This is a genomic window from Bacillus sp. 11C, assembly GCF_055486375.1.
In genome coordinates, this window is the sequence record NZ_JBUPVZ010000013.1 from 46216 (window position 1) to 61930 (window position 15715).

Consider the following 15715-nt stretch of genomic DNA (forward strand, 5'->3'; position numbering starts at 1 on the left):
GTGCATCTTTTTTATTGCAGTGTTATGTGCTGAAATGACTTTACATCAAATAATCCTGTTGTCGTCATTTTAATGTCAGGAATGACGGGCAAAGCTAAAAACGACAGCGTCAAAAATGGATTAAACCCGCCTGTGAAACCGACTGACGACAATTTATCATGCAGCGTCAGCAAGCTTTGATTCACCTGCTCCGCAGATTGGTCTGATAGTAACCCCGCAATCGGCAGCGGTACTGAATGAAGCTCTTCTCCATTTTTTATAATCGTTAATCCTCCGCCAATTTCCTGCAGCTTATTAACTGCAGCCGCAATGTCGGCATCATTTGTCCCCACGGCAATAATATTATGGGAATCGTGCGCAATGCTTGTGGCAATCGCTCCGCTCTTGAATTCAAATCCTTTCACAACACCAAGACCGGTTTCTTTTAACCCTTTATGCCGCTCAACAACTGCAATCTTTAACAAATCGAGCTCAGTGTCAGGCTCAAAAACATGGGCATCAGGAGGCGTCACACGCACCAACCGTGTTTCAAGCTCATTAGGAATGATTTGAATCACATGGATTTGCTGCTTTGAATCGATTGGCATATTTAAATTCTGTTTGTTAAGAGGAGCAGCAAGCTTAACAGAATCCAGCAGTGCCGGTTCTGGTGCGGGAGCTGAAGCGCTATCTTGATAGACTGCTTCGCCTCCTTCAGCAACAGTCTGCCCATTTACCATTGTCTTTGTGACAGTGACGTTTCCCAGATCAGAAACAAAGAGCAAATCAGCATCAAAACCCGGAGCAATCGCTCCCTTTGTATCTAATCCGTAGCATTCAGCTGCATTGAGGCTCCCTAATTGATAGGCTAAAAACGGGTCAAGTCCGGCTTGAATCGCCATTTTCACCTGATGATTCACACTTCCCTCTGACAATAAATCATCCACATGCTTATCATCCGTACAGAAGAAGAAACGGCGTGCGTTCTTTTCATTCACCGCCGGGAGCACATTGAGAGTGTTTTTTGCGACTGATCCTTCACGCATCATGACATACATTCCTCTTCTAATACGATCAAGCGCTTCTTCCTTCGTCGTTACTTCATGATCATTTAAGACAAATGCGGTTCTATAAATGTTAATGAGGTCTGTTGATAAACCCGCTAAATGACCGTCAATCCGCTTTCCTGCAATACGGGCATCGAGCAGTTTCTGAATCATATCTTCTTCAGCCTGCTGAACCGATACATAATCCATGACTTCAGCAAGCCCTAATACTTCTTTCTCTTCGTAAAAAGGTTTTAAATCGGCAGCTTTAAGTACGGCGCCTGATCGTTCAAAGCTTGCGGCAGGTACACTGGAGGGAAGCATAAAATGGATATTCAGCGGTGTTTGCCGAGCCTGTTCAATCATAAATGCAATCCCTTTTTCACCAGACACATTCGCGATCTCATGCGGATCGGTAACAACTGTTGTCACACCATGCGGCAATACCGCTTTAGCGAACTCAATCGGTGTAACCATTGATGACTCAATATGTACATGTCCATCAATAAAACCCGGAACAATCATTTGTCCCTCTGCATCAATGTTATTTTCGCCTTCATACTCGCCGAGGCCTACAATGACTCCGTCCGTAATCGCAATATCTTCATATATCCACTCTTGATTAAATACGTCCATGATTTTTCCGTTCTTAATGACGATATCAGCTTTTTGTCTTCGGGCTGAAGCATTCAGCCTATTAACCAGAACTTCTTTATTCAAATAGGCCCCTCCTCTTTTTTATTATATGGTACAACATGCTATCGGAACGCCTGTGCTTAGTCAATAAAATTTTAAGAAATTGCCGCTCATTTCATTAAAGTTGTTATATTCTGATAATATGAAAAACCGCCCTTTGGGGACGGCTTGTCTTACTGCTATTTTGTATAAAGAACTCTTTTTTCAAAACGGGAAATGTCTGTAACAGAACCAATAACGATGAGGATATCTTCTCGATGGATGACTTCGGTCGCAAGCGGCGACACGATGACTTCCTTGCCTCTTTTAATGGCTACAATGTTAATCCCGTATTTCGCACGGATATCTAAATCAAGAAGCGTATTTCCGGCCAGGCGGCTGTTGGCTACGATTTCAACTAGACTATGCTCTTCAGACAGTTCCAAATAATCAAGTACGTTGTTGGACACGATGTTATGCGCAATTCGTTTTGCCATATCGCGTTCCGGGTGGACGATGTGGTCCGCACCGATTTTAGAAAGCACTTTTTCGTGATAATCGTTCTGTGCCTTCACTGTAATGGTATGAACGCCCAGTTCTTTCAGAATGAGAGTCGTTAAAATACTCGCCTGGATATTTTCACCGATTGCTACAATAACATGGTCAAAATTTCGCAGACCTAAGTTTTTCAGGACAGATTCGTCTGTTGAATCACCGATAACGGCGTGAGATGCGATCTTGGCATACTCGTTGACTTTATCCTCATCGATATCCATCGCCATAACCTCGACGCCTTCCTCGCTTAATGCTTTGCAAATACTGCCACCAAAACGGCCCAGTCCAATTACCGCAAATTCTTTTTTCATAGTGGTGCTCCTTTACCTAACATCATATTGAACAAATTTTATCATATTCTTTTGTAACAGTGTTAATTTCGTTATCCTTTTGGCAACGAATTCATATGCCGCTTGAGCTTTTCAGCAAACCCCGGTGATAAATACATCTCCGCTCCCCGTTCAATTTCTATCTGATAGTGCTGAGGCGGAGCGGTTTCCGCTTCTTTTTGGAGGACGAGAAAGGTTAAGCAATCTGTGTAGCGCCTTCCGCCTGCTTCAACGTCTACAAATGCAGGCCGATACGTAAGAGATGCAACGCCCTCCCTTTTATATAGATAGGTGAGAGCGGAAAAAGGGATGCGATACAAAACGCCTTCTGTTGTTCCTCCGTCTTCCATCATATCCGCTCTTGAGCCGTCTTCCCTTTTTAGCGAGAAGCGGGTTGTGTACCCTTTTAAAACAGCTCCTCCCACTAGATCTTGAAAATAGTGATCGACTCCCGCCTTTTGAAAGCGGGCATTGTCCATGCAGGACCCATAGGCAAAATAATAAACAGGATTTTGCGATTTGCTGATCATCTGATGCGCTTTCCAGTCACCGCTGCTTATTTTCGGAAAGCCGGCACACACGTCTTTGTTCATAAAATAAACAAGCGCTTTTTTGATTCCGGCATCCGTTTCTACAAGCGCCGTTTGTTTTTCATAGCCTTGATAAAATTGATCGAGCTTATGTATACACCATTCATCTGCTTCATATAACTCGCCGCATATATAACCTTCATCTTCAAAAACAGCTGCGGGCCCCTCATTTGCAGCAAACAGACATCCCTTCGTTCTGGCCTGCTCATTGATACATGCCGATTGTGCAAGCAGATGATGATTCTTTTCATGTTTTCTCAAAGTCCCGTATACAAAGAGAAGCGAGTTCATCTTATTTTCCCCCTCTCAGCTGTCTGATTTGAAAGGCAAAACAACTTGAAAGACACTGCCTTTTCCAGCTTCACTTTCGATTTTCAATTCTCCGTCATGTTCCTTCAGGATTCTTAAACAAATGGCAAGTCCAAGTCCGGTGCCCTTTTCCTTTGTTGAATAAAAAGGTTTGCCAATCTGCTTAAGCTTTTCCTGCGGCATGCCGTTTCCTTCATCTTTGACGCTTATCACGGCGTGAGAGGCTGTCTTAGCAGTCGAAATGGTAACGATACCGCCTTTTGGCATTGCCTCAATCCCATTTTTAATGATATTGATAAAGACCTGCTTCAGCTGATTCTCATCCCCGTTAATGATACAGCTATCTGTCTCTTCGAAATTTTTTTCTATGACGATATTGGACAGAATAGCATTGGTATCAAGCAATGTCGTGACTTGTGTCAGGATCTCATTGAGCTGATGCATTTTAAATGTGACCGCCTGCGGTTTTGCAAGCAGCAACAGCTCGCCGAGCACCAAATCGATTCTTTTAATCTCTGAAAAGATGATGTCAAAATAGCCCTTTCTGTCGGGATATTGTGTTTTCATAATCTGAAGGAAACCGCTGACAGAGGTTAAAGGATTTCTGACTTCATGTGCAATACCGGCGGCAAGTTCACTTGTGATTGACAGCTTCTGTGATTCTCTGGCCAACCGTTCATTAATCTCAATGAGCTCATCTTCAGCCTCTTTCCGCTCAGTGATATCTGACATTGTTCCCAAGCTGCCTGTAAATTGGTCATCCCGATCGTAATAAAGTTTATAATGAACTTCTCCCCAAAAAATCGTGCCGTTCTTTGTCACGTATTTTGCAGTAAACATGCCAGAAGACGCTTGGTTTTGGATTTGGGTGTTGATGTGGTCGGCTACGTGCTTTTCTTTTATGAAGTAATCATTATACATCGTTCCCATACATTCATTGATTGAAAAGCCGGTTATGGATGCCCACGCTTGGTTTAAATATGTAATTTCTCCTTTTGCATTCGTTTGAAATACGATCTCCTGCAAATTATCCATGATGCGGTTTTTTTCTTCAGAAAGCTGTTTATACTTCCATTCATTATCCTTCATTGTCTTAACCAGCTGCTGTTTCTCATCAATATAATAAGCCAGCATCCAGACACTTGCTAATGTGACTGCAGTATACACAATATCAACAGGCCAATTAATCGGGTTTTTGCCTATAAAATAAAATAAATAATCCCAAAACATAATAAAAATCATTGCCAAGATGATGGAAATGATACGTGCTTGATATTTTCTCATATGACCACCTGCCGCTTGTGTTTCTCTATTTATTGTACCATTCTTCGACAAATAATTGAGTAAAATATGTAAAGTATCCCAAATCATTCATCACCTGAGGCAAAAAAGGCGGAGATTGTATCTCTCCGCCTTTTTCAACATCATATTATTCTTTTAGAGCGGCTTGAATTTCTTCGAGAAGCAGCTGTGCACCCTCAGGGCTTAACGTAATTTTACCGTTGCCGTATTCAGTATTTTCTGAAGTGATTTCTCCGGTCATTAAACAAACGCCATGAGGTTTATACTTTTTCAAGATAATTTTATCTCCGTCAACAAAAAACTCAATGCTGTCTTTTATAGCAATATCCAGTGCCCGTCTTAATTCTATCGGCATGACAATGCGCCCTAATTCATCTACTTTTCTCACAACACCTATTGATTTCATAAAAAACCCTTCTTCCTTTAAATGTTTCTTTTCTCATGTAATGTTTAAGGATGCACCTCAATATATCGTAGACGTATGAAACTAAGAAAAAGTTTCCCGCTTTCTATAAGAATCACAAGATATTTTTACCATAAAACCGAAAAATGTATTACTTCTGTTACACAGTTCCGTGATTTTTTACAAAAACATTTCTTTCCCGACGAACACCCCCAAAAATCGCTTCATTTCTTAGAAACTTTAAATGTAGAATCATATAAAATCAGGATAGAGATTGGGTGAATAACATGTTTCAATCAACTGAAATCGGGATTGACTTAGGAACAGCTAATATACTTGTTTACAGCAAAAATAAAGGGATTATTTTAAATGAACCATCTGTTGTCGCAGTGGATACAACGACTAAAGCAGTGCTTGCAATCGGGGCTGACGCGAAAAACATGATCGGCAAAACGCCGGGAAAAATTGTCGCTGTCAGACCAATGAAAGATGGCGTTATCGCAGACTATGATATGACAACCGATTTGCTAAAGCACATTATGAAAAAAGCCGGAAAAAGCATCGGCATGTCGTTCAGAAAACCGAACGTAGTCGTTTGCACACCGTCAGGCTCAACAGCAGTAGAACGCCGCGCCATCAGTGATGCGGTGAAAAATTGCGGCGCGAAAAACGTCCATTTAATTGAAGAGCCAGTAGCGGCCGCCATCGGAGCGGATTTACCTGTCGATGAGCCGGTTGCCAATGTGGTGGTAGATATCGGCGGAGGAACAACAGAAGTCGCCATCATCTCCTTCGGCGGTGTTGTTTCCTGCCACTCTATCAGAATCGGCGGAGACCAGCTTGATGAAGATATCGTTTCCTTCGTCCGAAAAAAATACAATTTGCTGATTGGCGAACGGACAGCTGAGCAGGTAAAAATGGAAATTGGACATGCACTGATTGAGCATGTGCCGGAAGCAATGGAAATTCGGGGACGCGACCTCGTAACAGGCCTTCCAAAAACTATTATGCTTCAATCTAATGAAATTCAAGACGCAATGCGTGAATCTCTCCTCCATATTCTTGAAGCCATCAGAGCTACACTTGAGGACTGCCCGCCTGAATTGAGCGGAGATATTGTTGACCGCGGCGTTATTTTAACAGGCGGCGGCGCGCTTCTTAACGGGATTAAAGAATGGCTCACAGAAGAGATTGTAGTGCCTGTACACGTGGCGCAAAATCCGCTTGAATCTGTGGCAATCGGCACAGGCCGTTCTTTAGAAGTGATCGATAAGCTTCAAAAGGCGATTAAATAGTCTTTTCCTTCAAAAAATCTCACACGCAGCAAATTTCTTGCTTCTTTTTTCCTCACTCCCTTCATATTGTGGGAAATGGAGAAACTTTAAGGAGGAAACAGATGCTAAGAGATTTAGGAAGAAGAGTAGCGATCGCAGCCATTTTAAGCGGAATCATTCTTGGAGGCATGAGCATTTCTTTGGCCAACATGCCCCATTCACCTGGAGGCGGCACTGTAAAACTGAATCATCCGTAATATCGAAAGACCCAAGACATGTTGTTTTGGGTTTTTCACTTTAGCCTCCTTTCTTTCCTTTATAGGATCATATTTGATATGATGAGAAAAAAGCTCGAGGAGGAATGATTCATGGATTCATTTTCACAGAAATTAAATACATATGCGCAGCTGGCGGTAGAGGTCGGCGTAAACGTCCAAAAAGGCCAGTATGTAGTCGTAAATGCTTCAACAGACGTACGGGATTTTGTCCGCTTAATTGTGAAACATGCATATGAAAAAGGTGCCAAAAATGTCACGGTGAATTGGCAGGATGACGAAGTCGCCAAATTAAAATATGAACTCGCGCCTTTTGAAGCATTTGAAGAATACCCTGAATGTGAAGCAAAAGGCAGAGAAGAGCTTGCTAAAAAAGGAGCCGCTTTCATCTCTGTTGTGTCGTCAAACCCAGATTTACTAAAAGGTGCAGATTCCAAACGGATCGCTGCATTCCAAAAAGCAGCAGGCAAGGCATTACATACATACAGACAATATATTCAATCGGACAAAGTCAGCTGGACTGTCGTAGGTGCGGCATCAGCGGGCTGGGCCCAAAAAGTCTTTCCTGGCAAATCAGAAGAGGAAGCGACTCAGCTTCTGTGGGAAGAAATTTTTAAAGCGACGCGCGTAAACGAAGACAATCCGGTTCAAGCGTGGATCAAGCATGATCAAAATCTTCATGAAAAAGTTGACCATTTGAACGAGAGACATTACACTGCTTTACACTATCTAGCAGAAGGAACTGATTTAACCATTAAGCTGCCTAGAAAGCATGTTTGGGCTGGTGCGGGAAGCGTGAGTGAAAGCGGCCATGAGTTTATGGCCAATATGCCGACAGAAGAAGTATTCACGCTGCCGCAAAAAGATGGGGTCGACGGAGTCGTATCGAGCACAAAACCGCTAAGCTACGGCGGAAATATTATTGAAAACTTCACCCTCACATTTGAAAATGGCCGTATAGTCGACATTAAAGCCGAAAAAGGAGAGGACATTTTAAAAGAACTAGTGGAAACAGATGAGGGTTCTCACTATTTAGGTGAAGTGGCACTTGTTCCTTACGATTCGCCTATATCACAATCAAATATTCTTTTCTATAACACATTGTTTGATGAAAACGCGTCAAACCATTTGGCGATCGGCAGCGCATACGCCTTTAACATTGAAGGCGGAAAGCAGATGTCTCGTGAGGAACTTGTCAAAGAAGGCTTAAATGAAAGCATTACACACGTGGACTTTATGATTGGTTCTCCGGATATGAATATTGACGGCATTACGGCAGACGGAAAAAGAGAGCCTATCTTCAGAAATGGGAATTGGGCTTTTTAAATAAACAAAAGGAGGCTTTTCGCCTCCTTTTTATTTTTCTGCTTCATACATTTGCAGATTGGCATACACCGTTTCTAATATGGGTGCTGCAAGAGATAAACGCTTTGCTTTTTCAAGCAAAAAGCCGTGCAGGTGGTTACCTTCAGTCGTTTGTCCGTTTTCCATATCCCGAAGCATAGAGGATTTCATATGGTAAGACATGCTTGTCATCGTACGGAAGCTCTCTTCCTCAAGATCCGGATCAGCCGGAACACCCTCTTTTCGCAAAATAGCGCCAATTTCCCCAATAAGGATTTGGGCCGTGTGACGTCCGCCTTCTGTTTCGAGGATTGGGCCAAGCGGTCTTTGAAATAACGTTGTGATCCCTGCTTGCGCCGCAATAAACAGATACTTTTTCCAAATGTCCTTCTCGATATGCCCGCTGATAATGACTTCTGCCTTCACGCCTGAAAACGCCTCTTCAAGTGCTGTTATTCGTTCCGTACGCTCACCGTTCCACTCTCCGAATACAAAACGATGCGATGCGCTCGTATGATAAATTTCTCCCTTGTTGTCTAAGGCACTTTCTATAAAACACAAACCGCCCAGCACCTGTTCTTTTGAAAATGCCGTAAACAGCTGCTCATAATGGCGATACCCGTTTAAGAAAGGGATAATGACAGATTCACGATTGATAAACGGTTTGACATCATCTATCACTTGCTCAAGTGAATAGGCTTTAGAAGCAATGATAACGACGTCAAACTGCCCTGTTTCTCCGGCACTGATTAATGCGGGCTGAAATGATACATCCCCTTTTTCACTATGGATGACAAGCCCGGTTTCTTTAAGCCGCTCAGCTCTTTTTTGGCGTACGAGAAATGTCACATCATTGCCTTTCTCTGCAAGCCGTCCGCCAATATACCCGCCTACTCCTCCTGCTCCGACAACCAAAAATTTCATGTTGTATCTCCTTTCAACTCTATGTATCAAAAAAAGCAGAGGAATCTCTGCTTTTTTTGATTACGCGTATAGTTCAGTCAGTTTTTTCTGCACATCAGCATTTTCAAGGAACTCATCATAGCTCATTTGCTTATCGACGATGCCTTTAGGTGTAATTTCAATAATTCTGTTGGCAATGGTCTGTACAAACTGATGGTCATGAGATGTAAACAGCATAGCGCCTTTAAAGCTGATCAAGCCGTTATTGAGCGCTGTAATGGATTCTAAGTCTAAATGGTTGGTCGGCTCATCCAAAATTAAAATATTGGCGCCGGAAAGCATCGCTTTAGACAGCATACAGCGAACCTTTTCTCCCCCAGATAGTACGTTTGATTTTTTGTGGACTTCTTCTCCTGAGAACAGCATCCGTCCTAAGAAACCGCGTAAAAAGCTCTCACTTTGGTCATGAGGAGAATATTGGCGAAGCCAGTCTACAAGATTTAGATCACTGCCTTCGAAATATTCGCTGTTGTCTTTTGGAAAATACGCTTGAGATGTCGTTACGCCCCATTTAAACGTTCCGCTATCAGCTTCCATTTCCCCGGAAATGATTTTAAACAGCGTGGTAACAGCCAGTTCGTTGCGGCCAGTGAAAGCAATTTTATCTTCTCTATTCATAATAAAGCTGACGTTGTCAAGCACCTTTACGCCATCGATTGTTTTCGTTAAGCCTTCCACCTGAAGAACATCATTTCCGATTTCCCGTTCTGGTGTAAAGTTAACGTAAGGATAGCGGCGGGAAGACGGTTTAATATCATCGAGCGTAATTTTTTCGAGAAGTTTCTTTCTTGATGTTGCCTGCTTAGATTTAGACGCGTTGGCGCTGAATCTAGCGACAAACTCTTGAAGCTGTTTAATTTGCTCTTCTTTTTTCTTGTTCGCTTCTTGAGAAAGCTTTAACGCCAGCTGGCTTGATTCATACCAGAAATCATAGTTTCCGACATAGATTTGGATCTTATTAAAATCAAGGTCAGCAATGTGCGTACACACTTTATTTAAGAAGTGACGGTCATGGGATACCACAATAACTGTGTTTTCAAAGTTAATCAGAAACTCTTCCAGCCACTGAATTGCCTGAAGGTCCAAGTGGTTCGTCGGCTCATCGAGCAGCAGAACATCCGGCTTGCCGAATAATGCCTGTGCCAAGAGAACTTTTACTTTCTCTGAACCGCCAAGGTCTTCCATCTTCTTCGTATGAAGATCTTCTGAGATACCAAGGCCTTTTAAAAGAATCGCAGCTTCACTTTCGGCTTCCCATCCGTTCAGCTCTGCAAATTCACCTTCGAGCTCTGCCGCACGAATTCCATCCTCATCTGAGAAATCAGGCTTCATGTAAATAGCGTCTTTCTCCTGCATGACTTCATACAGGCGTTTGTGGCCCATAATGACCACTTTCAGCACTTCATACTCTTCGTACTCAAAATGGTTCTGCTTCAAGATGGCAAGACGCTCTCCAGGACTCATATGGACATCGCCTGTCTGAGGATCGATTTCGCCAGATAGCACTTTCAGAAACGTTGATTTACCGGCACCATTTGCACCAATTAACCCATAGCAGTTGCCTGGGGTAAATTTAATATTGACATCTTCAAATAACTTGCGATCCGCAAACCGCAAGCTTACATTATTTACAGCAATCATTTATTATCCTCCATCATGTCTATCATCAATAAAAGTATACCATGAATGCTGGGCAAGAGAAATGATTCCCTGATAAATCGGAGAGAAAACACTTATACACTCAATGCTGCCAGCTATGTTACAATAAAGCAGAGAGGATACATCCAGCCGGGAAAATTACACACTCTCATGGAGGAACACGTTGAAGCTTTTAACACTTACTGAATACTGCTTATTGATCTTTTTTACGGGCTTTTACCTTGCCGTAACAGGCTTTACCGCTAAAGATATCGGCTTATATATTGGCATAGCCCTCATTTACATATTTTCACATATTTTTTCTAAACGACTTTTAGAAAAGCGTGGCAAAGAAAACAAACAGGTTCATCTTTTCTTCAGCGTGCTGGCCATTATCGGTTCAGTGTTTATCACGGTATTATGCATTGCATTAGTCGCTTCTTTTTCAAATTAAAAAACGCCTGCTGTCCCAAGGCCAGCAAGGCGTTTTTATTTTGTTTGACGCATTTCGTTAAACGGGAAAAAGACAAACTTCGATGTGCCGACAATCCGGTCTTCGGCAATCAGTCCGAGCCCGTTTCGGCTGTCCATTGAATTCAGCCGGTTATCTCCCATGACAAAATATTTGCCTTTGGGAACCTTAACCGGTCCAAAATCGCCAGTCAGACTCACACCAAGTTTTTCTGCTTCTTTTTTGTTTTTAGACAAGTAAGGCTCAGCTGCTTTTTTTCCGTTTATATAAAGCGTGTCATCCTTCATTTGAACGGTTTCTCCAGGCTTTCCGATCAATCTTTTTACGTAATGGATTTTCGACGTCTCACCGTTGATAATAACGATATCTCCGCGCTCCAGCTCGCCGATATAGTTGACTGTTTTATTCACAAACAGCCTTTCGCCGTCATGTAATGTGGGATCCATAGATGAACCTTCGACTAAATAAGGTTCAAACAAAAAGTGACGGATCAAGAGAGCCAGCAGGACAGCGATGACAATCGCTTTTCCCCATTCCAAATACGTATTGGTTTTTTTCTTCGCCGTTTTTTCAGTTTTCGTGTTTTTTTCCTCGGTCAAAGTGTTTCCTCCTAGACGGTTGCTGTGTCAGTTGTTTCCCTTCTTTTACTTTATCATAAATGATAATAAAATACATAACTTAACCGCGCTCCCGCCAGCAGGATAAAGAAAAAGCGCCCTTTCGAATGAAGGACGCTTTTTTCTTATTTCTCTGTAACAGGTTTTTTAAGAATACCGAGGATAATTGCCATCACGACAGCACCGATCACGATACTTAATAGGTAAAGCAGCGGATGGTTTGTAATGAAGGCTACGAATACTCCTCCGTGAGGTGCCGGAAGCGTTACACGGAAGAATTCAGTTAATCCTCCGGCAACAGCTGCACCAGCGACAGCAGCTGGAATCACGCGAAGCGGATCAGCCGCAGCAAACGGGATCGCTCCCTCTGTTACGAAAGCAGCCCCCATGAAGTAGCATGTAATACCAGCTTCACGGTCACGCTGAGTGAATTTGTTTCTGAAAATGGTTGTTGCAAGTGCGATACCAAGCGGAGGAACCATACCGCCGGCCATGATCGCTGCGTGAGGCGCATAATTGCCTGCATCGATCATCGCGATACCGAACGTAAAGGCTGCTTTATTAAGCGGACCGCCCATATCGATCGCCATCATACCGCCCAAAATAATACCCATTAATACAAGGTTGCCAGTCCCAAGGCTTTCAAGCCAATTTGTTAAGAAATCCATAAATGCCGCTACCGGTGTATTCACAACGAAACGCATGATAATACCAGTTAAGAAAATACCAAACAGCGGATAGATTAACACTGGTTTCAGTCCGTCAAGTGACTGAGGAATAAAGACGAATGCTTTTTTCAAAAGAACAACGATATAACCAGCCAGGAATCCGGCAATTAATCCGCCTAAGAATCCAGCATTTGCTTGAGTTGCCATAAATCCGCCGATCATACCAGGCGCAAAACCAGGACGGTCTGCAATACTCATTGCAATGAAACCGGCAAGAACAGCCACAATTAATCCTAATGCATTGTCACCGCCGATAAACTTAAGAGCGGCAGCGAACGTGTTGTAAGTAGGATCATCCGGATTGGAAGAATTAATACCCCAGAAGAATGAAATCGCAACGAGGATACCACCGCCGACTACGAACGGAAGCATGTTGCTGACACCGCTCATCAGATGCTTATAAAACATGCTTCCGATGCTGCCGCCAGACTTGCCTCTCGCTTCATCTTCATCGTTTGAAGCTGAAGAACCGCCGCCGCTGCCTTGGTAAACCGGCGCGTCTTGATTTTTCGCTTTTTCGATAAGCTCTTGCGGGCGTCTGATACCAGCTGTAACAGGTACTTGAAGCACGCGCTTACCTTTAAATCGTTCCATTTCAACCTGCTTGTCCGCTGCGACAATGATGGCAGGTGCATCTTCAATTTCTTGGGCAGTCAGCTTGTGCTTAATACCGCTTGAACCATTTGTTTCGACCTTAATTTCCACACCAAGCTCTTTCGCTTTTTCTTTAAGGGCATCCGCAGCCATGAATGTGTGTGCAATACCTGTCGGACATGCAGTAACCGCTAGGATTTTCCCTTTTCCGGCAGGTGCAGGTGCCGCTTCTTCTTCTTCTTCCTCTTCGTCATCATCTTTATCGTGCTGATTAATAATGTCGATAATAGCATCTTCTGACTCAGCTTCAAGGAGCTGCTTGCGAATTTCTTCACGCATTAACAGCGTTGAAAGTCTTGACAATGCTTCAAGGTGAGTGTTGTTTGCGCCTTCAGTCGCCGCTATCATGAACACCAAATGAGCCGGCTGGCCGTCTAATGATTCATAATCGACACCGTCTTTTGAACGCCCGAACGCGATCGCCGGGTTGATAACGCTTGCTGTTTTCGCATGCGGGATAGCGATTCCTTCACCAATTCCCGTCGAGCTTTGGCTCTCGCGATTTAAAATGGCTTCTTTGTAGGCTTGTCGGTCATTTAATTTTCCAGCTTTATCAAGAACAGTGACCATTTCGTCAATAACATTTTCTTTTTCTTTGCTCTCAATATTAAGCTTTATTGTATGCTTCGTTAAAAGCTCAGTTATTTTCACTTTTATTTCCTCCTCTATAGACGTGTGACCTTAACTTCAGGAAGAAGCTGCTGGACAAATTCTTCTGTTCCAAGTTCTTCAGAGAACGCGGTAGCACTGCCTGATGTAACACCTAAACGGAATGCTTCTTCAAGCGGCAGCTGTTTGGAAATACCGGCAAGAAAACCTGCAACGACGGAATCTCCCGCTCCGACTGAGTTGACCAATTTCCCCTTTGGCACGTTTGCAAAATAAACAGCTTCCTTCGTAAATAGAAGCGCTCCGTCTCCGGCCATGGATACGATTACATGTTCAGCCCCTTGTTCTACAAGCTTTTTCCCATAAGGAACAGCTTCTTCAACAGATGTAATTGTTGTGCCGAACATTTCTCCAAGCTCATGATGGTTTGGCTTCATCAAAAACGGTTTCATTTCTGTTGCTTTCATAAGCGCCTCGCCTGAGATATCCAGAACAACTCGCGCGTTCTGCTGTGTGCAGGCCTCTGCGATTTTTTCGTAAGTGTCGTGGGGCAGTGAAGATGGAATGCTTCCTGCAAGGACGACGATATCTCCTTCTTGTAAAGACTGGAACTGTTCTAAAAAGGTTTTGAAATCTTCATCTGAAATTGTCGGTCCCTGACCGTTAATTTCAGTTTCATCACCCGTTTTCAGCTTTACATTGATACGGGTATCTTCTTTCACTTCAGAAAAGGCTGTTTCCAGGTTTTCTTCCCGCAAAAATGTTTTGATATATTCTCCGGTAAATCCGCCGACGAATCCGAGCGCTTTAGACGGTACATGGTGTCTTTTCAGCAGTCTCGATACGTTGATGCCCTTGCCCCCTGGATACTTTGTATCGTATGAGGAACGGTTCAGGCCTCCTACAGTAAAATCTTCAACGTGAACAATATAATCGACAGATGGATTAAGTGTTACAGTGTAAATCATGGTTTCACTACCTTTACGACAGTTTTTTCTTGGTAATTATCGAATGTAAGCTCTTCAGCGCCAGTCGTAATGATTGTTGCGTCGCCTATTCCGGCGAATGCCGAAAAAGAAATTTCTCCGAATTTCGAAGGGTCTGCTAAGACATAAGCGTGTTTTGCCTGTTTGACAGCTTTCTGTTTTAAAAGAGCCTCATCAGGGTCCGGCGTTGTGAATCCAGCCTCTGTATGGACACCGTTTGTCCCCAGAAAACTCTTGTCGAATCTGTACTGATCCATGGCAATCAGTGAAGCGCCTCCAATAATCGCGCCCGTTCTGTGCTTTACGTATCCTCCAAGCAGGTAAAAAGAAATTTCTTTCCTTATTAATGCATCGACATGCATCACCCCGTTTGTGACTACGACAATATCTTTGCTTTTATCCATAAAATCAATCATGTGCAAAGTCGTCGTGCCTGCATCAAGGTAAATGCAATCTCCTTCTTCTAAAAGAGAAACTGCTTTTTCAGCAATTTTCAATTTATCGTGAAGGTTTTTGGATGATTTTTCAAGCATATCGGGTTCAAGTCTGATATCGGAAAGCTTGGCTGCTCCCCCATGAACACGCTTTAAAAAACCGCGTTCTTCAAGTGTTGATAAATCTCTTCTGATAGTTGATTCAGAAGCGTTTGTAAGATTTATAAGCTCTTGAATTTTTACCACATCATGCTTTTCGATTTGATCAATAATCAATTGATGCCGTTCAGGAGTTAGCATGCTTCACCTCCTAATGAAAACGTATTCATTTTGAATACAATTTCATTGTAAACGCTTTTTTCAATTTAGGCAACTAGAATCATTCAAATTCATTCAATAACTATCAAAATCTTTCACGTTTATCCATATTAACGTATGTCTATAGGGTTTGTAAACTGTAAATTCGACAAAAATAAGGACAATTGTACGACATTTTCTTCTTATTTTAATGAAAAAAGTCTTTTATATTCATA

The 15715-nt window shown here is 42.8% G+C and carries 15 protein-coding genes; 4 read left to right on the forward strand and 11 right to left on the reverse strand.

All coding sequences use genetic code 11. The features are described 5' to 3' along the window. Positions 1–11: 11 nt before the first annotated feature. The 5 genes from ade to abhA all read right to left on the reverse strand — a co-directional run bounded on the left by ade (position 12) and on the right by abhA (position 5191). On the reverse strand, positions 12–1745 hold the full coding sequence (gene ade / locus ACY3LV_RS16640; protein ID WP_333560499.1) for an adenine deaminase: 1734 nt from the start codon (positions 1743–1745) through the stop codon (positions 12–14). A gap of 155 nt (positions 1746–1900) precedes the next feature. Then, the gene (gene ktrC / locus ACY3LV_RS16645) at positions 1901–2566 is read right to left on the reverse strand and encodes a Ktr system potassium transporter KtrC (protein ID WP_087992209.1); all 666 of its coding nucleotides are present in this window, start codon (positions 2564–2566) and stop codon (positions 1901–1903) included. A gap of 71 nt (positions 2567–2637) precedes the next feature. Beyond that, a complete protein-coding gene (locus ACY3LV_RS16650; protein WP_464864192.1) occupies positions 2638–3465 on the reverse strand; it encodes a gamma-glutamylcyclotransferase in 828 nt (275 codons plus the stop codon). A gap of 15 nt (positions 3466–3480) precedes the next feature. Then, positions 3481–4767 (reverse strand): two-component sensor histidine kinase KinC, encoded by a 1287-nt coding sequence (gene kinC, locus ACY3LV_RS16655; RefSeq protein ID WP_253269053.1) that lies wholly within the window; start codon positions 4765–4767, stop codon positions 3481–3483. A 145-nt stretch (positions 4768–4912) separates the two neighbouring features. Continuing rightward, complete coding sequence (gene abhA / locus ACY3LV_RS16660; RefSeq protein WP_087992212.1) at positions 4913–5191, reverse strand: transcriptional regulator AbhA; 279 nt, start codon at positions 5189–5191, stop codon at positions 4913–4915. Between the two features lie 284 nt (positions 5192–5475). On the opposite strand from abhA, the gene mreBH reads away from it, so the two are divergent. The 3 genes from mreBH (at position 5476) to ACY3LV_RS16675 (ending at position 8063) form a co-directional block, all read left to right on the forward strand. Continuing rightward, positions 5476–6483 (forward strand): cell shape-determining protein MreBH, encoded by a 1008-nt coding sequence (mreBH, locus tag ACY3LV_RS16665; protein WP_087992213.1) that lies wholly within the window; start codon positions 5476–5478, stop codon positions 6481–6483. Positions 6484–6584: 101 nt separating this feature from the next. Next, a complete protein-coding gene (locus ACY3LV_RS16670) occupies positions 6585–6719 on the forward strand; it encodes a protein YkpC (RefSeq protein ID WP_087992214.1) in 135 nt (44 codons plus the stop codon). A 111-nt stretch (positions 6720–6830) separates the two neighbouring features. Further along, on the forward strand, positions 6831–8063 hold the full coding sequence (locus ACY3LV_RS16675; protein WP_464864193.1) for an aminopeptidase: 1233 nt from the start codon (positions 6831–6833) through the stop codon (positions 8061–8063). 30 nt (positions 8064–8093) lie between these two features. Here the strand turns inward: ACY3LV_RS16675 and ACY3LV_RS16680 are convergent, their stop codons facing one another. Both ACY3LV_RS16680 and ACY3LV_RS16685 read right to left on the reverse strand, forming a co-directional pair. After that, positions 8094–9005, reverse strand: coding sequence for a ketopantoate reductase family protein (locus ACY3LV_RS16680; RefSeq protein ID WP_333560500.1), 912 nt, complete (start codon positions 9003–9005; stop codon positions 8094–8096). A gap of 60 nt (positions 9006–9065) precedes the next feature. Continuing rightward, positions 9066–10685 (reverse strand): ABC-F family ATP-binding cassette domain-containing protein, encoded by a 1620-nt coding sequence (locus ACY3LV_RS16685; RefSeq protein WP_148963708.1) that lies wholly within the window; start codon positions 10683–10685, stop codon positions 9066–9068. 181 nt (positions 10686–10866) lie between these two features. Between ACY3LV_RS16685 and ACY3LV_RS16690 the strand changes: the two genes are divergently transcribed. Beyond that, on the forward strand, positions 10867–11136 hold the full coding sequence (locus ACY3LV_RS16690) for a hypothetical protein (RefSeq protein ID WP_087992218.1): 270 nt from the start codon (positions 10867–10869) through the stop codon (positions 11134–11136). Between the two features lie 35 nt (positions 11137–11171). Here the strand turns inward: ACY3LV_RS16690 and sipT are convergent, their stop codons facing one another. The 4 genes from sipT to ACY3LV_RS16710 all read right to left on the reverse strand — a co-directional run bounded on the left by sipT (position 11172) and on the right by ACY3LV_RS16710 (position 15482). Further along, on the reverse strand, positions 11172–11753 hold the full coding sequence (gene sipT, locus ACY3LV_RS16695) for a signal peptidase I sipT (protein WP_087992219.1): 582 nt from the start codon (positions 11751–11753) through the stop codon (positions 11172–11174). Positions 11754–11896: 143 nt separating this feature from the next. After that, entirely contained in the window at positions 11897–13804 is a 1908-nt protein-coding gene (locus ACY3LV_RS16700) for a fructose-specific PTS transporter subunit EIIC (protein WP_333560501.1), read from the reverse strand. 14 nt (positions 13805–13818) lie between these two features. Beyond that, positions 13819–14730, reverse strand: a complete 912-nt coding sequence (gene pfkB, locus ACY3LV_RS16705; protein WP_087992221.1) for a 1-phosphofructokinase — start codon at positions 14728–14730, stop codon at positions 13819–13821. Beyond that, positions 14727–15482, reverse strand: a complete 756-nt coding sequence (locus ACY3LV_RS16710; RefSeq protein ID WP_087992222.1) for a DeoR/GlpR family DNA-binding transcription regulator — start codon at positions 15480–15482, stop codon at positions 14727–14729. The genes pfkB and ACY3LV_RS16710 overlap by 4 nt, the downstream gene beginning before the upstream one ends. Positions 15483–15715: the final 233 nt, after the last annotated feature.